17 protein-coding genes, 1 pseudogene and 1 riboswitch are annotated in these 17,477 nt (G+C 61.9%); of the genes and pseudogenes, 10 read left to right on the forward strand and 8 right to left on the reverse strand.

The features are described from left to right. Positions 1–509: 509 nt before the first annotated feature. Positions 510–743 carry a hypothetical protein gene (locus tag BW992_RS12035; protein WP_072396871.1) on the reverse strand — a complete coding sequence of 78 codons (234 nt, stop codon included), beginning with the start codon at positions 741–743 and terminating at the stop codon, positions 510–512. A gap of 198 nt (positions 744–941) precedes the next feature. On the opposite strand from BW992_RS12035, the gene BW992_RS12040 reads away from it, so the two are divergent. Next, complete coding sequence (locus BW992_RS12040; protein WP_072396873.1) at positions 942–1,526, forward strand: YajG family lipoprotein; 585 nt, start codon at positions 942–944, stop codon at positions 1,524–1,526. Positions 1,527–1,641: 115 nt separating this feature from the next. On the opposite strand, the gene BW992_RS12045 is transcribed toward BW992_RS12040, so the two are convergent. After that, on the reverse strand, positions 1,642–1,848 hold the full coding sequence (locus tag BW992_RS12045; protein ID WP_003185312.1) for a hypothetical protein: 207 nt from the start codon (positions 1,846–1,848) through the stop codon (positions 1,642–1,644). A 349-nt stretch (positions 1,849–2,197) separates the two neighbouring features. On the opposite strand from BW992_RS12045, the gene BW992_RS12050 reads away from it, so the two are divergent. Next, positions 2,198–2,482 (forward strand): hypothetical protein, encoded by a 285-nt coding sequence (locus BW992_RS12050; protein WP_072396875.1) that lies wholly within the window; start codon positions 2,198–2,200, stop codon positions 2,480–2,482. Between the two features lie 208 nt (positions 2,483–2,690). Here BW992_RS12050 and BW992_RS12055 read toward each other — a convergent pair whose 3' ends face one another. Beyond that, the gene (locus BW992_RS12055; RefSeq protein WP_072396877.1) at positions 2,691–3,857 is read right to left on the reverse strand and encodes a 1-acyl-sn-glycerol-3-phosphate acyltransferase; all 1,167 of its coding nucleotides are present in this window, start codon (positions 3,855–3,857) and stop codon (positions 2,691–2,693) included. Positions 3,858–3,997: 140 nt separating this feature from the next. On the opposite strand from BW992_RS12055, the gene BW992_RS12060 reads away from it, so the two are divergent. Genes BW992_RS12060 through BW992_RS12070 form a run of 3 tightly spaced genes read left to right on the forward strand, consistent with a single transcriptional unit; the run spans position 3,998 to position 5,111 of the window. Further along, the gene (locus tag BW992_RS12060) at positions 3,998–4,180 is read left to right on the forward strand and encodes a CPXCG motif-containing cysteine-rich protein (protein ID WP_053146513.1); all 183 of its coding nucleotides are present in this window, start codon (positions 3,998–4,000) and stop codon (positions 4,178–4,180) included. Between the two features lie 11 nt (positions 4,181–4,191). Beyond that, entirely contained in the window at positions 4,192–4,452 is a 261-nt protein-coding gene (locus BW992_RS12065; RefSeq protein WP_072396879.1) for a putative signal transducing protein, read from the forward strand. 35 nt (positions 4,453–4,487) lie between these two features. Next, positions 4,488–5,111 (forward strand): SOS response-associated peptidase, encoded by a 624-nt coding sequence (locus BW992_RS12070; protein WP_072396881.1) that lies wholly within the window; start codon positions 4,488–4,490, stop codon positions 5,109–5,111. Positions 5,112–5,168: 57 nt separating this feature from the next. Here BW992_RS12070 and BW992_RS27500 read toward each other — a convergent pair whose 3' ends face one another. Continuing rightward, the gene (locus BW992_RS27500) at positions 5,169–6,011 is read right to left on the reverse strand and encodes a methyl-accepting chemotaxis protein (RefSeq protein ID WP_371264418.1); all 843 of its coding nucleotides are present in this window, start codon (positions 6,009–6,011) and stop codon (positions 5,169–5,171) included. Positions 6,012–6,074: 63 nt separating this feature from the next. Beyond that, positions 6,075–7,307 (reverse strand): annotated as a pseudogene (locus BW992_RS27505) (methyl-accepting chemotaxis protein); the annotation flags it as partial. Positions 7,308–7,523: 216 nt separating this feature from the next. On the opposite strand from BW992_RS27505, the gene BW992_RS12080 reads away from it, so the two are divergent. After that, complete coding sequence (locus BW992_RS12080; RefSeq protein WP_053146507.1) at positions 7,524–8,339, forward strand: M48 family metallopeptidase; 816 nt, start codon at positions 7,524–7,526, stop codon at positions 8,337–8,339. Between the two features lie 109 nt (positions 8,340–8,448). On the opposite strand, the gene BW992_RS12085 is transcribed toward BW992_RS12080, so the two are convergent. The 3 genes from BW992_RS12085 to BW992_RS12095 all read right to left on the reverse strand — a co-directional run bounded on the left by BW992_RS12085 (position 8,449) and on the right by BW992_RS12095 (position 11,293). Further along, on the reverse strand, positions 8,449–9,033 hold the full coding sequence (locus BW992_RS12085; protein WP_072396885.1) for a TMEM165/GDT1 family protein: 585 nt from the start codon (positions 9,031–9,033) through the stop codon (positions 8,449–8,451). A 90-nt stretch (positions 9,034–9,123) separates the two neighbouring features. Further along, positions 9,124–9,246, reverse strand: a riboswitch (yybP-ykoY riboswitch). Positions 9,247–9,295: 49 nt separating this feature from the next. After that, positions 9,296–10,294 (reverse strand): class I SAM-dependent methyltransferase, encoded by a 999-nt coding sequence (locus BW992_RS12090; protein WP_072396888.1) that lies wholly within the window; start codon positions 10,292–10,294, stop codon positions 9,296–9,298. A gap of 33 nt (positions 10,295–10,327) precedes the next feature. Beyond that, entirely contained in the window at positions 10,328–11,293 is a 966-nt protein-coding gene (locus tag BW992_RS12095; protein ID WP_076406285.1) for a 2-hydroxyacid dehydrogenase, read from the reverse strand. A 116-nt stretch (positions 11,294–11,409) separates the two neighbouring features. Between BW992_RS12095 and BW992_RS12100 the strand changes: the two genes are divergently transcribed. From BW992_RS12100 to BW992_RS12115, 4 genes are all read left to right on the forward strand, one after another. Continuing rightward, complete coding sequence (locus BW992_RS12100; RefSeq protein ID WP_072396892.1) at positions 11,410–12,039, forward strand: LysE family translocator; 630 nt, start codon at positions 11,410–11,412, stop codon at positions 12,037–12,039. A gap of 165 nt (positions 12,040–12,204) precedes the next feature. Then, positions 12,205–13,887, forward strand: coding sequence for a fatty acid--CoA ligase (locus BW992_RS12105; protein WP_072396894.1), 1,683 nt, complete (start codon positions 12,205–12,207; stop codon positions 13,885–13,887). Between the two features lie 334 nt (positions 13,888–14,221). After that, positions 14,222–16,081 (forward strand): DUF1302 domain-containing protein, encoded by a 1,860-nt coding sequence (locus BW992_RS12110; RefSeq protein WP_076406287.1) that lies wholly within the window; start codon positions 14,222–14,224, stop codon positions 16,079–16,081. Positions 16,082–16,105: 24 nt separating this feature from the next. Then, positions 16,106–17,470, forward strand: coding sequence for a DUF1329 domain-containing protein (locus BW992_RS12115; RefSeq protein ID WP_072396899.1), 1,365 nt, complete (start codon positions 16,106–16,108; stop codon positions 17,468–17,470). Positions 17,471–17,477 lie beyond the last annotated feature (7 nt).

The raw sequence follows: 17,477 nt of genomic DNA on the forward strand, positions 1-17,477 counted from the left end.
ACCAAATCCGTAGCGGACAGGCTTCAGGCGCCAGTTCTTGAGCGATATCCGGTCCTGTGTCGTTGGGCTATTCCAGACGCTGATGGTGCTTGTTCAGACGCAAAACTCTTCATTTGCTCGCCACACTCTCGTGAAGTTGTGAAAACCCGTTTTTTCACGCTCTTTTGAAGACGTGAACCTCAAAAAAGGGCTGTCCCAGCCTGGCACCGTGCCCGGATCGGTTGCCCCCATGGAGTACATGACAGGCAAAACGGGCAGACAGCTCAGTGACCGAGCGTAATGACAGCTCTGCAGATTCGCGAAAAGTGGTGATTGGCCCGGAAACAGCAGGCGCGCCAGCTTCACTCGATCTGTGTGGGCGGCTCTCTGTGGGCGATGCTGGGTGCCGATGACCATGCATCAGCGGTGTTGCGAGGCCCGATCAGGAGACGTCCTTATAATCGGGGGGAGATTGTAACGAAGAAACGCAGGGAAATGGTCGTGTTTAATGACTTTTATTAGCCATCTGGTCAGATGGCCAACAATTGACGGTTGCGAGCGCGGGCACGAAGCGGTTGTACGCGGGCGCTGGCGGGCAAGGGCTGGTTCAGCCAGCTGAGCCGGATCTCTTCGATTTCCACCCAACCTTCGCCCATGGGTTGCAGGCTGCATTGCTTGAACGCCTGGCAGCGACCGTCGCGGTCCAGCAGGGCGAAACTGCGGTGATGGGGGCGAGGGGTAAACAGGGAGATAAGGAGGCGCATGATCGTTACCGTGTCGGGATGCTTGGGAACAGCCTGGCATTGGGTCATGACATGCCGGTGTAAGGACCGTGACAATGGAGTGACAGGAACCGAGATAGCCGGTTCATGTCAGATATTTCAGCATTCATCGGCTGGTTCGCCGCGGTGGCGCACCGCTATACTGCGGGCTTGTCAGTGCCCGATTCTGGAGAGAAGAGCATGTTGCAACGCCTGTTGTTCGGTTTGATCGCTGTGACCAGTCTGACCCTCGTCGGCTGCGCCCACAGCCCGCAACAACTTAACCCTGAACCCAGGCTCAACGCCCAGCTGGCGCCAGTCGGACGTGGCCAGCCAGTAGTCGTGCGTGTGGTGGACGGTCGTCCCTCGCCAACCCTCGGTACCCGTGGCGGACTGTACCCGGAAACCAGCGTGATCACCGTGCAGGGGGCGCAGATCCTGCCCAAGCTGCAGGCCCAGGCCGAAGCCGCTGTACGTTTGCTGGGCTTCACCCCGACCGCGAACGCGATGAATGCACCGCAACTGACCGTGACCCTGGCCGAGCTCAAGTATCAGTCGCCCAAGGAAGGCATGTACGTGACGGAAGCCACCATCGGCGCGACGTTCCGCTCCGATGTGCAGAACGCCAACCGTCGCTACAGCGGTCGGTATGGCGCTTCGCTGGACCAGCGTTTCGGCATGGCGCCCAACCAGGACACCAACACCAAGCTGGTCGGCGACGTGTTGAGCGATGCCCTGACCCGGCTGTTCAAGGATCCGACCATTGGCCAGGTGCTGGCTGAGTAAGCATTAAGTCCTGTAATCCTTGTGGGAGCGAGCTGGCTCGCGATAGCGGTGGATCGGCCAACATCGAGGGGGCTGACACTCGTCTATCGCGAGCCAGCTCGCTCCCACAGTTTTTTCAGGCGGCCTGGGAATAGAATTCCAGCACGCTGATCCCGGTCAGCAGGTCTGTCTCAGGCAAGTCGGCATGCTGGTGGCCGCCCAGGGCGCAATACACCAGCCAATGGCGGTCCTGCACATTGAAGGACAGGCTGTCGACGAGGTTCTGTTGTTCGTCGCTCGGGCTGATGAGGTAGAGGCGATCCTGGTTTTCGGCGTGCAGCATGACGGGTTCCGTGCAGGTTTGGAGGGCGACAGAGTGGCCTATCCAGATGACGAAACCGTGACGCGAAGAATTACGATGGATCGCGGCCTTTCTGCCGTGGCGAAGGGATCGATTCCCGCTCGAGTGCGTGGCACTCGCAGGCGCTTGGGCCCGGCAGGAAGCCCGGGGCTGCTTCGCAGCCGGCGGGGATCAATCCCTCTGCCACAAAGTCGCTACGCCAGCATCCGAAGCACCGAACAGATCGTTACTGGTCGGAAAAAATGCGGCAGTGCGCCGGCCTTTCGGTAGAATCCGCGCCCTGTTCGCTGTCGCGGGCCGCGTCCTGTCCGTTTTTTCCTTGAGGTTTGTGATGTCGCTGCATCTGTTTTCGCTGTTCGCCGCCCACCCTGCCAAACTGATCAACCTGCTGGCCTTGTTGTTTGCCTGCCCTGGAGGTTGGTTGCTGCACGCCACTCGTCGTCGCGAGCTGCGGGCGCGGGCCAGCCTGCAAGCGCGCAGTGGCAACGGCGAGGAGCGCTTCGAAGCACTGCTGGACCTGGCCACCCAGCGCATGAACCGATTCTTCTATCGGTTCGGTTTTGCCTGCCTGGCGCTGGCGTTGCTGGTGTCGTGGATCAGTACGCAGGTTCACTGAAAAACGCGAAATGGCGGCTTGCACCGCCGGTCACGGATGTTTTTGTGGCGAGGAGATTGATCCCCGCTGGGCTGCAAAGCAGCCCTTCGAACCCAATAGATCAGCCTTGATCTACAGCCATTTTGCGGTGGCTGCGCAACCGAGCGGGACGGTGCGACGTTTCGCCAAACCCCTCGCCAGATATCCTTGTATCGGCAGCTAGGCGGCGTTACAACGGCAACCCCGCCTTGACCCGATACTGATTACGCACCGGCGTCGCGTATTGCAATACCAGGAACGGCCGGTATTCTGCCGGGCAAGCGTCCAGCCGGCGTTGCCATTCCTCCTCGGCCTTGGCCAGCTCTTCGGCACCGAACATCTGCGCCGCCCTGGGAACCTGCAATTGCGGGTCCGCGTCGGCCCATTGGGCGTAGGCCAGGTAGTGCACCGGGAACAGGCGATAACCGCCGAGAATCTGCCGGTCCATTTCCTGGGCCAGTTGCTTGGTGTCCTCGAACAGCTCGGTGATCGGCGCGGCGAAGTTCACATGGACCCGGCCCTTGTAGCCGGTGATGCCCTTGGCGATGCTCACGTCATCCTCGCCCGGTGCCTTGGTGTAGCTGCCGGTGGTGGCGCGGATATACAGCTCGCGGGCCTTGGCCTGGTCGCACGGGTCGTATTCATAGCTGATCGACACCGGCGTGAGGTTCAGCGACTGGATCACCTCGCCGAACGGTTCGTCCTTGCGGCTCATGTGGAACATCTTGAGGATCGCCGACTCGGTACGGTCGTCGCCGTCCTTGGCCCGGCCTTCGGCCTGGGCGATCCAGATCGAAGCGCAGTCGTGCCGGATCGAGTGGTTGATGTACGCCGAGAGCAACTGATAGGCCGCCAGTTTCTCCTTCCGCCCGGTGAGGGAGCGGTGCACGATGAAACTCTTGTTCAGGCGCATCAGGTCGCTGACGAAGGGTTTCTGCAGCAAGTTGTCGCCGATGGCGATGCGCGGGGTCGGCAGGCCGGCGTGGTACACGGCGTAGTTGACGAAGGCCGGGTCCATCACGATATCGCGATGATTGGCGATGAACAGGTAGGCGCTGCCGGACTTGAACTGCTCCACCCCGGTATAGGTCACGCCGTCGGTGGCGCGCTCGATGGTGTGGTCGACGTAGAACTCCACTTTGTCCTGCAAGGTGGCGACCGACGTCACGTCGGCGAACTCACGGCGCAATCTTTGCGCTATAAGAGGTTTGAGCAGCCAGCCGAAGGCTCCGGCCAGGCGCGGAAAGCGGAAGTGGGTGAGGATATCTAGAAACGCCTTGTCACCGAGCAGCCGAGCCAGTACCGCTGGGACTTCGCTGTCGTTGTAAGGTCGGATGGCATCGAATTCGCCCATCATGCTCTCTTGTTGGAAACGGCTAGGGTAAGTTAAGGGTTCGATCAAAAAACCGACAGGGCACGGCCTGGAAGATAAGCCAGACGAAAATAGCCCTGCAAATAGACCGGCGATTATACGCACAAGTCACCTGGGAGACCGCGATGCTGGAAACCGAGCGCTACGAATGTCCTTATTGCGGTGAACCGGCTGAAGCGGTTCTGGACCTGTCCGGTGGCGACCAGACCTATATCGAGGACTGTCCGGTGTGTTGCCGCCCGATCTATTTCATCCTGCAAACCGATGGCCATGAATGGTTGCTCGAGGTTCACAGCGAGAACGAATGACGGGGGCGTCCATGCAGCGAATCTACGAACTGGAAAACCTGATGGAAGGCGAGCTGCTGCAAGGCATGCTCGCCAGCGAAGGCATCACCGCGCACCTGGTGGGCCGCGACCTCGTGGGCGGTGCCGGCGAGTTGCCGATGCAGGGGCTGCTGGGGCTGGCGGTGGAGGATGAGCAGGCCCAGTACGCCCGCGAGCTGATCGCCGCGTACAATGTCGCGCTGCCGTTGCCCGGCGATGAACCGGACAGCTATCCCGGTACCCTGGTCTGTTAGGCTGACGGCCGTTCAATCGAGAGTCCTGTTGCCCCATGTGTGGACGTTATGCCCTGTTTCGCTGGAATCCCGCTTTCGCGGCCCTGCCTGGCTTTCCCGCCGACCAGAAGGCCCAATGGAATATTTCGCCCAACGATTCGGTGCTGATGCTGCGGGCCGGCGCCGAAGGCCAGCGCGAACTGGCCCGGGCTCGCTGGGGGCTGACCCCGGCGTGGCTGACGGACCTGTCGCGTACACCGGCCCATGCCCGGGCCGAAACCGTGGCCGAGCAACCGATGTTCCGCGAAGCCCTGCGCCTGCGTCGCTGCCTGTTGCCGGCCAACGGCTTCTACGAATGGCGTGGCGGCACGCGCAAGCGACCCTACTGGCTGACGCCGGGGGAGGGTTCGTCACTGTTTTTTGCCGCGATCTGGGAAGCCTATCCGGTGCAGGAGCAGGTGTGGTTGAGCACGGCGGTCATCACCCTGCCGGCGGCGGGCCAGCGCCGGCCGTTGATCCTGGATGAAGAAGGGCAGCGGCTGTGGCTCGATCCCCAGACGCCGTTGCATGCCTTGCAAGGGTTGCTGGCGAGCGAGCCGGCGCCATTGCGCGAGCGGGTGCTGGCCAACCTGGTCAACGATCCGAAACTCAACGGGCCGGAGTGCCTGACTCCGGCGTGAGTGTCGCGGTGCCCATGCGGGCCTCATCGCGAGCCTGCTTGCGATGAGGCCCCGGGGTCAGACCCTGAACTGATTGATCAAGCGCCGCTGCTGCTCTGCCAGTTTGGTCAGGCCGGCACTGGCCGCGCTGGACTCGTCCGCGCCGCCCGCCACTTCGTTCGCCACTTGCCCGATGTTGATGACGTTGCGGTTGATGTCATCGGCCACGGCACTCTGTTCCTCGGCGGCGCTGGCGATCTGGGTGTTCATGTCATTGATCACCGACACGGCCTGGGTGATGGTTTCCAGGGCCTGGGCGGCCTTTGCGGCATGCTGGACACTTTCATCGGTACGGTGCTGGCTGTCTTCCATCACCCGCACCACATCCCGGGTGCCCTGTTGCAGTTGCTGGATCATCGACTGGATTTCTTCCGTGGCTTGCTGGGTCTTCTGCGCCAGGTTGCGCACTTCATCGGCCACCACCGCAAAACCACGGCCCTGTTCACCGGCCCGGGCGGCTTCGATGGCTGCGTTGAGGGCCAGCAGGTTGGTCTGCTCGGCGATCCCGCGGATGGCAGTGAGAATCGCGTTGATGTTCTCGCTGTCCTTGGCCAGGTTTTGCACGACGCCTACCGCCCTGCCGATTTCCTGGGCCAGGGCGCCGATGGACGTGGAGGTGTCCTGCACGATCCGCATGCCCTGGCTGGCGGCCTGATCGGCATGACTGGCGGCCTGGGCCGCCTGGGTCGCGTTGCGCGCCACATCCTGGGCAGTGGCGGTCATTTCGTGCACGGCGGTGGCGACCTGATCGATCTCCGCCATCTGCTTGTGCACGCCCTGGTTGGTACGTATGGCGATATCGGCGGTGTGCTCCGACGAGTCGCTGACGCTCTGCACGGATATCACCACCTGGCTGATCATCCCCTGCAATTTGCTCAGGAACGTGTTGAACCCCTTGGCGATAGCCCCCAGCTCATCGGCGCGGTCGCTGACCAGGCGCCGAGTCAGGTCGCCTTCACCCTGGGCGATGTCATCGAGCATGGCCACCATCTGCTTGAGTGGCCGGGCGATGCCATGGCCCACCAGCCAGATCACCAGCAGGCCAATACCGGCGATCACCAGGCCCACCACGGTCATGCCGAGGATGTCGGACTGGCGCTGATCGTCCAGGTCATTCTGCAAGGCTTGCAGATCGGCCATTACCGCGTTCAGCGGCAGTTGCAGCATCAGCGTCCAGCGGGCGTTGGTTTCGCCGATGCCGAATGGCATGTACACCTCGATATGCCCATGTGCTTGATCGATGTCGTAGCGCACTTCGCCGATGCTGAGGCGGGTCAGGTTATCCAGTTCGTTGGCGTCCAGCAGGTCACTGCCTTTTTCCCCCAGCTTGCTCGGGTCCTTGGTAAAGGCCACCAGGCGGTTGTTGGTGGACAGCAAGGCCATTTCCCCGGCTCCGTCGTACAGCTTGGCGTCGGCGGCCACGAGCATGTCCTGGATGAAGTTCACCGACAGGTCCGCCCCGGCGATGCCCTGGAATGCGCCGTTGATCATGATCGGTTCGATGAACGAGGCGAGCATGGTCATGGTGTCGCCGACGCGGTACGGCGCCGGGTCGATCACGCAGGCTTTCTTGCTGTCCTGGGAGCACAGGTAATATTCGCTGGCGCGAATGCCGGTGGAGAGCATTTTCTGGTCGGCCACGTCGGCAAGTTTTTCCAGGCCCAGGGTACCGTCCTGGTTGCGGAACCACCAGGGCAGGAAGCGCCCGTTGGTTTCCATGCCCAGGACCTGGCTGTTCACGTAACTGGCGTCGTCGTGGTCGATGGCGTTGGGCTCCCAGGCGATGTAGGCGCCAAGGACTTTCGGGTTGCGCACCACGGTTTCACGCAGCAGGTTGATCAACTGCTCGCGTGGCACTTTCAATTGCGGGCTGCCATCCGTGCCGGCCATGCCCATGAGGGCGTTGGTTGTGGCCAGGCCCTTGGCGAGGGACAGCGGCGCCTCCAGTTCCCGCTGGATCAGGCTGGCCTGGGTGCGGGCCAGGGCGCTGAGGCGTTGCTCGATCTGTTGCTTGAATTGCGCCTTGGTTCGCTCTTGCACCATCTCCTGGGTGCGCGCACCGGCGAACAGCGCGTACAGCACCAGGGCACCGACCACGCTGAGGACGATGGCGCCCGCCAGGGCGGCCACGGAAAACTGGATAGATCTGAACTTCATAAAGACTCCGGACGTGTAAATGACGCCTGGACGCTGTATCGGCGTTTGCGTGGCCCTGCATGAGTGGCTGTTCGTCGGGTGACTGTTTTGGAATCGTGGGTGTCGCAAATGGACTTCGATGAGATCCGTCCGAATTAGCTGTAATCCCTCGCTGTGTATCTGGCGCAGATACAAAACCGCGCATAGGATACGCCCACGTTTTCAGGGAGCTTCGTTATGAACAAGACATTGATGGTAAGTGCACTGAGCGCGGGCCTGTTGCTTGCCGGTTGCCAGTCGGTCAACACCACCAGCGGCGGAGCCGTGGGCGTAGAGCGCAAGCAGTACATGTTCAGCATGCTGTCCAGCGCCGAGGTCAACCAGATGTACGCCCAGTCCTATCAGAAGACCATGGGCGAGGCGAGCGCCAAGGGCGTGCTGGACAAGACCAGCGCCGATGCCAAGCGCGTCCAGGTCATTGCCGACCGGCTGATTGCCCAGGCCCCGGTGTTCCGCCCGGATGCGGCGCAATGGAACTGGGAAGTGAACCTCATCAAGAGCGACGAGCTCAACGCCAACTGCGGCCCCGGCGGCAAGATCATGTTCTACACCGGGCTGATCGACCAGTTGAAGCTGACCGACGCTGAAATCGCCGCGATCATGGGCCATGAAATCGCCCATGCCCTGCGCGAGCATGGGCGCGAAGCGATGTCCAAGGCTTATGGGATCGAGATGGCCAAGCAGGGCGCCGGTGCGTTGTTCGGCCTGGGCCAGGACAGCCTGGCATTGGCCGACACCGTGGCGAACTATGGCATGACCTTGCCCAACAGCCGTGGCAACGAAAACGAAGCCGACCTGATCGGTCTAGAACTGGCCGCTCGCGCCGGCTACGATCCGAACGCCGCGATCACCCTGTGGAACAAGATGAGCAAGGCTTCGGAAGGTGCTCCACCGGAATTCATGAGCACCCACCCTTCGTCGAGCAGCCGGATCGCTTCGTTGCAGGCGGCGATTCCCAAGGTCATGCCGCTGTATCAGCAGGCCAGGAAATAAGCATCGTCATGCGGTGAGGCGGCTGGCCTCGTCGCGAGCAAGCGCGTTCCCACAATGATCTTCAGCCCCTGTGGGAGCGAGCTTGCTCGCGATGAACGATGACGCGGTATCAAACCCACCCACTGCTCTGCATCGCCTTGTACACCGCGACGATCGCCAGGATGAAAAACGCCGAGGCGGCCAGGCGGCGGATAAGGGCGAGGGGCAATTTCTCGGCGGCGAAATTACCCGCCAGCACCACTGGCACGTTAGCGATCAACATACCCACGGTCGTGCCGATGATCACCAGCCAGAGCTCCGGGTATTGCGCGGCGAGCATCACCGTGGCGATCTGCGTCTTGTCGCCGATCTCTGCCAGGAAAAAGGCGATCAGTGTGGTCAGGAACGGCCCGAACCTGCGGGCGGTATTGGCCTCTTCATCGTCCAGCTTGTCCGGGACCAGGGTCCAGAGAGCCGTGGCCGCAAAGCTCGCCGCCAGGATCCAGTGCAGGACTCCATCCGAGAAAATGCTGCTGACCCAGGCGCCCACCGCACCGGCGGCGGCGTGGTTGGCGAGTGTCGCGGCGACGATGCCGGCGATGATCGGCCAGGGTTTGCGAAAGCGAGCCGCCAGGATAAGCGCGAGCAATTGTGTCTTGTCGCCGATTTCGGCCAGCGCAACGATTGCGGTCGGTACCAGGAAAGAGTCCAGCATCAGGGGGATTCCTAAAGGGGCGGGTCGACACGGCTATGACACGTACAGCCTTCCCGCCCCGGGTAAGGTGTGCGTGTCATAGGTCTTGTCAAACCCAGCGACCATCTGCGTGGACGCTTGGGCCGCATACGCCATGGTCTGCTGACCAAGTATGTTGACGTATGCCGGGCGAGCAGGGCGCTCGCGGGAGACTACTCCCCTAGGACGGAGCGGATTCTGCCTAGGCAAATCCGATAGGGCAAGTGCTGTTTCGTGAAAAAATTCAGCCGCGCTTGGCCCGGTAGATGCGGAACCCCTGACCCTCGGCCTTGATCGTGCAAACCCCCAGGTGTTCTTCGATCAACGGCTGGTACTTGAGGAAACTGTTCGCCACCAACCGAAGTTCGCCGCCATTTTTCAGGTGTTTGGCAGCTTTTCTCAGCAAGTTCTCCGTGGCCTGGTAATCGGTGTGCACACCGACATGGAAGGGCGGATTGCTGAGGATGGCATTCAGGCCCATGGGCGCTGCGTCGATACCGTCTGCGGTCAGTACTTCGGCCTCCAGCCCGTTGGCAGCCAGGGTCAGGCGGCTGCTGGCGGTGGCGAAAGCGTCCACGTCCAGCAGGGTGACGCTGTTGTGTGGGTAACGTCGCTTGACGGCCGCTCCCAGCACGCCGGCACCGCAGCCGAAATCCAGCAGGTGGCCGCTGGGCAGTTTATCCAGGTGCTCGAGCAACAGCGCACTGCCGCGATCCAGCCGACCGTGGCTGAACACCCCCGGCAGGCTGACGATCTTCAGAGGGCCTTCGGCCAGGGGCAGCTCGTAGGTCTGGGCCAGGCTTTCCAGGGGCTTGGCCTCGGGCGCATTGGCGACGGTGACCTGCCACAACTGGCAATGCCGTGCGCTGTCGAGCTTGCGCGGCTTGCCGAATGGGTTGAGTTGCTTGGATGCGCTTTCGATGCCGGCGCGTTTTTCGCCCACCAGATAGACCTCCCGACCGGCCAGGCGCGCCGCCACGGCGTTGAGCAGGTAATCGGTGAGGTCCTTGGCCTTGGGCAGGAACACCACCGCAGTGTCGAATGCGCGCTCGGGAACGTTCACGCCGAAGTGGCTGCGCTCAGGGAAACGCGCGTCCAGTGCGGCCTGGTCCCCTGCGTGCCAGCACCAGCCATGGGCCCCGGGCAGGCGGCCGAGCAGGTCGTCGGCGGGCAGCCCGGCCAGCAAGACCGATCCTTGGAATAACTCGGCCTGACGAAGCAGTACTTCACTGCGCGGATCCATGGTCTGCTCCTTGAAAAAAAGTGCGGCAGTTTATCAACTGACGACTCGTCGTGCTGCACCGCTGAAAAAGCCCTGGGCGTTTTCAGTCAGTTGACCGACGATCCGCTGCCGCGCCTCGCGGCTGCCCCAGGCGTTGTGGGGCGTGACGATCAGGCGGGGAATATCGGCGGCCAGCAGTGGGTTGCCCTGGGTCGGTGGTTCCACGCTCAGCACATCGGTGGCGGCGCCGCCCAGGTGGCCGCTGCGCAGGGCATCGGCCAAGGCCTGTTCGTCGATCAGACCGCCTCGGGCGGTGTTGAGGACAAAGGCCCCGGGCTTGAGCAGCGCCAGTTCCCGCGGGCCGATGAAGTGGCGGGTGTGCTCGTTGAGCGGACAGTGCAGGGTCAGGGCATCGACTTGCGGCAGCAACTGATCCAGCGGCAGGCGATCGGGGCGGGCAGGGCGACCAGGGACCTGCCCCAGCAGCACGCGCATGCCAAATGCCTCGGCCAGCCGGCCGACGGCGCTACCCAGCTCGCCGTGGCCGAGCAAGCCCAGGGTCTTGCCTTGCAGTTCGACGATGGGATAGTCCAGCAGGCAGAACTGCGCGGCCTGTTGCCAACGACCTTCACCCACTGCTTTTTGATAATCGGCCAGGCGCGTCGCCAGGTTCAGCAACAGCATGATCGTGTGCTGGGCCACCGACGGCGTGCCGTACCCCTGGCAGTTGCAGACGGTGATGCCGTGGCGACGAGCCGCCTGCAGGTCGACATTGTTGGTACCGGTGGCGCTGATCAGGATCAGCTTGAGGCTGGCGTTTGCGGCCATGGCCGCTGCGTCGATCACGACCTTGTTGGTGATCGCCACCGTGGCGTCCTGGAGTCGTTCTGTCACCTGGCCGGGCAGGGTCCGGGCGAACAGTTGCAGTTCGCCGAAGCAGTTGCGCAACGGGGCCAGGTCCAGGTCACCCAGGTCCAGGGAAGAATGGTCGAGAAAAACGGCGCGGGCGGTGTTCGTCATCAACTGTACCTTTTGTGTCAGAAGCCGAAGGCGTAATGTGGCGAGCCTATCAGATGAGTTGCGGCCCTGGCGCCGCACGGCATCCACTCAACAAGGCCTACCCACGAGGAGCCCCCATGTACCTCACCGAATTCCTCACTGTCGCCCTGATCCACTTGTTGGCGGTCGCCAGCCCCGGGCCGGATTTCGCCGTGGTGGTGCGCGAAAGCGTGACCCACGGCCGGCGCGCGGGAACCTGGACGGCGCTGGGCGTCGGCACGGCGATTTTCCTGCACGTGGGCTACTCGCTGTTGGGTATCGGCCTGATCGTGTCGCAATCGATCGTGCTCTTCAACGCCTTGAAGTGGGCCGCTGCCGCCTACCTGCTGTACATCGGCTTCAAGGCGCTGCGGGCCAAGCCAGCCGGTGCTGCCGAAGACCACCTGCACAAGGAGGTGGGTGAGCGTAGTGCCCGTGGCGCGTTCACCTCGGGCTTCATCACCAACGGCCTGAATCCCAAGGCGACGCTGTTCTTCCTGTCGCTGTTCACTGTGGTCATCAACCCGCATACACCGTTGGCGGTACAGGCCGGTTACGGCGTATACCTGGCGGTCGCCACGGCCTTGTGGTTCTGCATGGTCGCCATGTTGTTCAGCCAGCAGCGGGTGCGCGCCGGTTTCGCCCGCATGGGCCACTGGTTCGACCGCACCATGGGCGCGGTGCTCGTGGCCATCGGCGTGAAGCTGGCGTTCACCGAGACGCATTGATCTGCGAGCGTATCCGTCCAGGCTGCGTGAACGCGTGCAAATACTGGCTCAAGGCTAGTATTTGCCTGCTGAATAAATCATTCCTTTGGCTGATTTGATCCGTGTATAAGCGCTCTAGAGTGCTCACCTCCAGCCACGACTATGCAGTCAGAAAAAGGGATTCTTATGTTGCAGACTCGCGTTATTCCTCCTGCCGAAGGCGCTTATCAATACCCGCTGCTGATCAGGCGGCTGTTGATGTCCGGGGCCCGTTACGAGAAAACCCGCGAGATCGTCTACCGTGACCAGTTGCGCTACAACTATCCGACACTGGTCGAACGGGTCGCGCGGCTGGCCAATGTGCTGACCGAAGCCGGGGTCAAGGCGGGCGATACCGTCGCAGTGATGGACTGGGACAGCCATCGGTATCTGGAATGCATGTTCGCGATACCGATGATCGGCGCGGTGATCCATACGATCAACGTGCGCCTGTCGCCGGAGCAGATCCTCTACACCATGAATCATGCCGAGGACCGTTTCGTGCTGGTCAACAGCGAGTTCGTCGGGTTGTACCAGGCCATTGCCGGCCACCTGACCACGGTGGAAAAGACGCTGCTGCTGACCGACTTGCCGGAAAAGACCGCCGACCTGCCGAACCTGGTGGGTGAATACGAGCAACTGCTGGCCGCGGCGAGCCCCGTCTACGACTTCCAGGACTTCGACGAGAACTCGGTCGCCACCACCTTCTACACCACCGGCACCACGGGCAACCCCAAGGGGGTGTACTTCACTCACCGGCAGTTGGTGCTGCATACCCTGGGCGAGGCGACCATCATGGGGGCCATCGACAGTGTGCGGCTGCTGGGCTCCAATGACGTGTACATGCCCATCACGCCGATGTTCCATGTACATGCCTGGGGCCTGCCGTACGTGGCGACCATGCTCGGCCTCAAGCAGGTCTATCCCGGCCGGTACGATCCGGAATTCCTGGTCCAGCTATGGCGCAATGAGAAGGTCACGTTCTCCCACTGCGTGCCCACCATCCTGCAAATGGTCCTCAACGCCAAGAGCGCCCAGGACGCCGATTTCGGCGGCTGGAAAATCGTCATCGGCGGCAGTGCCCTGAACCGTAGCCTGTATGAAGCCGCCAAGGCCAAGGGCATCCAGCTCACCGCCGCCTACGGTATGTCGGAAACCGGCCCCCTGGTGTCCTGTGCCCACCTGAACGACGAATTGATGGCCGGCAGCGAAGACGAGCGCATCACCTACCGGATCAAGGCCGGCGTACCGGGGCCTCTGGTGGAGGCGGCGATCGTCGATGCCGAGGGCCGCTTCCTGCCTGCCGACGGCGAGACCCAGGGGGAGCTGGTACTGCGGGCGCCCTGGCTCACCGAGGGTTATTTCAACGAGCCGCAGAAAGGCGCCGAGCTCTGGGCCGGTGGCTGGCTGCACACCGGTGACGTCGCCACGCTGGACGGCATGGGCTTCATCGACATCCGCGACCGTATCAAGGACGTGATCAAGACTGGCGGCGAATGGATCTCCTCCCTGGACCTGGAAGACCTCATCAGCCGTCACGTGGCGGTACGTGAAGTAGCAGTGGTGGGTATTCCGGATCCACAGTGGGGCGAGCGTCCGTTTGCCTTGCTGGTGATTCACGAAGGGCACCAGATCGGGGCTCGGGAGCTCAAGGATCACCTCAAGCCGTTCGTCGAGCAGGGGCACCTGAGCAAGTGGGCGATTCCGAGCCAGATTGCCCTTGTTACGGAAATTCCCAAGACCAGTGTCGGCAAGCTCGACAAGAAGCGCATCCGCGTCGATATCGTCGAATGGCAAAGCAACAACAGCACCTTCCTTTCCACGCTTTGAAGCGTTCCTGCCGTGCCCGAAAGGGCACGGCAGCCCCACCAAGCAAGCGCTTGCCTTGTCAAACCGGAAAAATCAGCCATCCTTGCGGTGCCGATATCTGTCGGCCTGGCGAAAGGACTGTTCCAGAGTGGTCGAGGGCTGCAAATCACACTTTAGAGGGATCAAGCCGTACTACCTGCTGGCTATAGTCCGCTCACGGATTTTTCAGGAACGGGGCGCACGCACGAAAGAGCGATGCGACTTCCGCGGGGTATCGGGGCGTTGCCGCGCCCAGGCCGTCGAAGTGTTCCTGGAACGTTCACTGCCATAACAATAAGCACATGGAGTAGCGTCGATGACCACAGCAACCACGTTCTGGCGCCGGGCAAAATTGCCTCTGGCGGTCAGTCTCGCCTCTTCGCTCGCCGGGCCGGCATTTGGCGTCAGCTTCAATATCGGTGAAATCGAAGGCCAGTTCGACTCGTCCCTGTCGGTGGGCGCAAGCTGGTCCACGGCCAAGCCCAACAGCGACCTGATTGGTGTCAACAACGGCGGCAAGGGGTTGTCGCAGACCTCCGATGACGGACACCTGAACTTCAAGCGTGGCGAAACCTTCTCGAAGATCTTCAAGGGCATCCACGACCTGGAACTCAAGTATGGCGATACCGGCGTGTTCGTACGCGGCAAGTACTGGTACGACTTCGAGCTGAAGGACGAAAACCGCCTGTACAAGGACATCAGCGACAGCAATCGCAAGGAAGGCGCCAAGTCTTCCGGCGGGCAGATCCTCGATGCGTTCGTCTATCACAACTACGCCATTGCCGATCAACCGGGCTCGGTGCGCCTGGGCAAGCAGGTGGTCAGCTGGGGTGAGAGTACCTTCATCCAGGGCGGCATTAACTCCATCAACCCGATCGACGTGTCCGCGTTCCGTCGTCCCGGTGCCGAGATCAAGGAAGGCCTGATCCCGGTCAACATGTTCTACGTGTCCCAGAGCCTGACCGATAACCTGTCGGCCGAGGCCTTCTACCAGATTGAATGGGACCAGACCGTGGTGGATAACTGCGGTACGTTCTTCTCCCAGCCCGATGTGATTGCCGATGGTTGCAATGACAACCTGCGGGTATTGAACAAACGCTCAAGCATTCCGTTTCCGGGTATCGTCCTCCCGATACTGGAAGGCCAAGGCGTCGACATCAACGAAGAAGGCGTGCTGGTGCGTCGCGGTCCGGACCGCGATGCCCGCGAGAGCGGCCAATGGGGCGCGTCTCTGAAGTACATGTTCGAGCCGCTGGACACCGAGTTTGGCGCCTACTTCATGAACTACCACAGTCGTGCGCCGATCTTCAGTGCTACCGGTGCGCCGCAGTCGGTCTACAACAGCGCTCCGCTTTTTGGTCAGCTGGCGCCCCTGATCGTGGCGGGTAACTCGAATTATTTCGTCGAATATCCTGAAGACATCCGTTTGTATGGCCTGAGCTTCTCCACGACGCTGCCCACCGGTACGGCGTGGAGCGGTGAACTGAGCTACCGTCCGAATGCTCCGGTGCAATTGAGCACCACCGATATCCTGTTTGCCGGTGTCACCCCATTGCCCGGGCTCGGCAATGCGTCGGTGCTCCAAGGCACTCCGGGCCAGGACCTGCATGGCTATCGCCGCAAGGAAATCACCCAGTTCCAGACCACCTTCACCCACTTCCTCGATCAGGTCATGGGCGCCAGCCGCCTGACCCTGGTTGGTGAAGTCGGTGTCACTCACGTCGGTGGCCTGGAAAGCAAATCCGATGCTCGTTACGGTCGTGATCCGGTGTTCGGTCCAGGCCAGTTGCCCAACGGCTTCTGCAGCACGCTCAACTCTTCGACCGCCGCAGGTGGTGGCCAGACCGCCGCCAACGTGAACAGCAACTGCAACAACGACGGCTTCACCACCTCCACCTCCTGGGGCTACCGCGCTCGCGCCATCTGGGAATACCCGGACGTGTTCGCCGGTGTGAACCTCAAGCCCAACGTGGCCTGGTCCCATGACGTCAAAGGCTACTCGCCAGGCCCTGGCGGCAACTTCGAGGAAGGCCGCAAAGCTGTCAGCCTCGGTCTGGATGCCGAATACCAGAACACCTACAACGCGAGCCTGGCCTACACCAACTTCTTTGGTGGCGACTTCAGCACCGTTGACGATCGCGATTTCCTGGCGCTCAGCGTCGGCGTGACCTTCTAAGCACCGTATTTCAGGATGATCACTATGAAAATAACAAAGAGTCTGTTGCAGGTCGGTGCGTTGGGGCTTTCCCTGCTGGCCGCCAGCGTCATGGCGGCGGTGCCTGCCGCCGAAGCCGACAAACTGGGCAAGAGCCTGACGCCGATGGGCGCCGAGATGGCCGGCAATGCCGACGGTTCGATCCCAGCCTGGAAACCCATGGCCAAGAACGCCGGTTCCGTGGACAGCAAGGGTTTCCTGTCCGATCCGTTCGCCAGTGAAAAACCGTTGTTCACCATCACCGCGCAGAACGTCGACCAGTACAAGGACAAGCTCGCGCCGGGCCAGTACGCGATGTTCAAGCGCTACCCGGAAAGCTTCAAGATGCCGGTCTACCCATCCCATCGCGGTGCCACCGTTCCGGATGAGGTGTTCGCCTCCATCAAGAAGAATGCGGTCAACACCAAGCTGGTATCCGGTGGCAACGGCCTGGAGAACTTCGAGACGGCCATTCCGTTCCCGATTCCCCAGAGCGGCGTCGAAGTGATCTGGAACCACATCACCCGTTATCGCGGCGGCAGCGTGACCCGCCTGGTGACTCAGGCCACCCCGCAGCCCAACGGCTCCTACAGCCTGGTGTACTTCCGCGACCAGTTCGTGTTCCGCGACAAGATGAAGGACTTCGATCCAGCCAACCCCGGCAACATCCTGTTCTACTTCAAGCAGCAAGTGACCGCGCCGGCGCGCCTGGCCGGTGGTGTGCTACTGGTGCACGAAACCCTCGACCAGGTGAAGGAACCTCGCTCGGCCTGGGTCTACAACGCCGGCCAGCGCCGTGTGCGCCGTGCGCCACAAGTGTCCTATGACGGCCCGGGGACCGCCGCCGACGGCCTGCGTACCTCCGACAACCTGGACATGTACAACGGTGCGCCGGATCGCTACGACTGGAAACTGGTAGGCAAGAAAGAGCTGTACATCGCCGCCAACAGCTACAAGATCGACTCGCCGCAACTCAAGTACGCCGACATCCTCAAGGCCGGCCACGTCAACCAGGACCTGGCGCGCTACGAGCTGCGTCGTGTCTGGCATGTGACCGCGACCCTGAAGGAAGGCCAGCGCCATATCTACGCCAAGCGTGACTTCTTCATCGATGAAGACACCTGGCAAGCCGCGGTGATCGATCATTACGACGGTCGTGGCCAGCTCTGGCGCGTCGCCGAGGCCCATGCCGAGAACTACTACGACAAGCAGGTGCCGTGGTACGCCCTGGAAACCCTCTATGACCTGCAGTCCGGGCGCTACCTGGCCCTGGGCATGAAGAACGAGGAGAAATCGGCCTACGACTTCGGCTTCACCGCCAGCACCGCCGACTTCACCCCGAACGCGCTGCGCCAGGACGGTATCCGCTAATGGCTTT

The sequence above is a fragment of the Pseudomonas sp. 7SR1 genome (assembly GCF_900156465.1).
In the GTDB taxonomy this organism is placed as follows: Bacteria; Pseudomonadota; Gammaproteobacteria; order Pseudomonadales; family Pseudomonadaceae; genus Aquipseudomonas.

Bases quoted from the DNA above. Each gene is read 5' to 3' on its own strand.
- BW992_RS12035 (WP_072396871.1), bottom strand. From the start codon at position 743: ATGCGCCTCCTTATCTCCCTGTTTACCCCTCGCCCCCATCACCGCAGT.
- BW992_RS12040 (WP_072396873.1), top strand. From the start codon at position 942: ATGTTGCAACGCCTGTTGTTCGGTTTGATCGCTGTGACCAGTCTGACC.
- BW992_RS12045 (WP_003185312.1), bottom strand. From the start codon at position 1,848: ATGCTGCACGCCGAAAACCAGGATCGCCTCTACCTCATCAGCCCGAGC.
- BW992_RS12050 (WP_072396875.1), top strand. From the start codon at position 2,198: ATGTCGCTGCATCTGTTTTCGCTGTTCGCCGCCCACCCTGCCAAACTG.
- BW992_RS12055 (WP_072396877.1), bottom strand. From the start codon at position 3,857: ATGATGGGCGAATTCGATGCCATCCGACCTTACAACGACAGCGAAGTC.
- BW992_RS12060 (WP_053146513.1), top strand. From the start codon at position 3,998: ATGCTGGAAACCGAGCGCTACGAATGTCCTTATTGCGGTGAACCGGCT.
- BW992_RS12065 (WP_072396879.1), top strand. From the start codon at position 4,192: ATGCAGCGAATCTACGAACTGGAAAACCTGATGGAAGGCGAGCTGCTG.
- BW992_RS12070 (WP_072396881.1), top strand. From the start codon at position 4,488: ATGTGTGGACGTTATGCCCTGTTTCGCTGGAATCCCGCTTTCGCGGCC.
- BW992_RS27500 (WP_371264418.1), bottom strand. From the start codon at position 6,011: ATGATCAGCCAGGTGGTGATATCCGTGCAGAGCGTCAGCGACTCGTCG.
- BW992_RS12080 (WP_053146507.1), top strand. From the start codon at position 7,524: ATGAACAAGACATTGATGGTAAGTGCACTGAGCGCGGGCCTGTTGCTT.
- BW992_RS12085 (WP_072396885.1), bottom strand. From the start codon at position 9,033: ATGCTGGACTCTTTCCTGGTACCGACCGCAATCGTTGCGCTGGCCGAA.
- BW992_RS12090 (WP_072396888.1), bottom strand. From the start codon at position 10,294: ATGGATCCGCGCAGTGAAGTACTGCTTCGTCAGGCCGAGTTATTCCAA.
- BW992_RS12095 (WP_076406285.1), bottom strand. From the start codon at position 11,293: ATGACGAACACCGCCCGCGCCGTTTTTCTCGACCATTCTTCCCTGGAC.
- BW992_RS12100 (WP_072396892.1), top strand. From the start codon at position 11,410: ATGTACCTCACCGAATTCCTCACTGTCGCCCTGATCCACTTGTTGGCG.
- BW992_RS12105 (WP_072396894.1), top strand. From the start codon at position 12,205: ATGTTGCAGACTCGCGTTATTCCTCCTGCCGAAGGCGCTTATCAATAC.
- BW992_RS12110 (WP_076406287.1), top strand. From the start codon at position 14,222: ATGACCACAGCAACCACGTTCTGGCGCCGGGCAAAATTGCCTCTGGCG.
- BW992_RS12115 (WP_072396899.1), top strand. From the start codon at position 16,106: ATGAAAATAACAAAGAGTCTGTTGCAGGTCGGTGCGTTGGGGCTTTCC.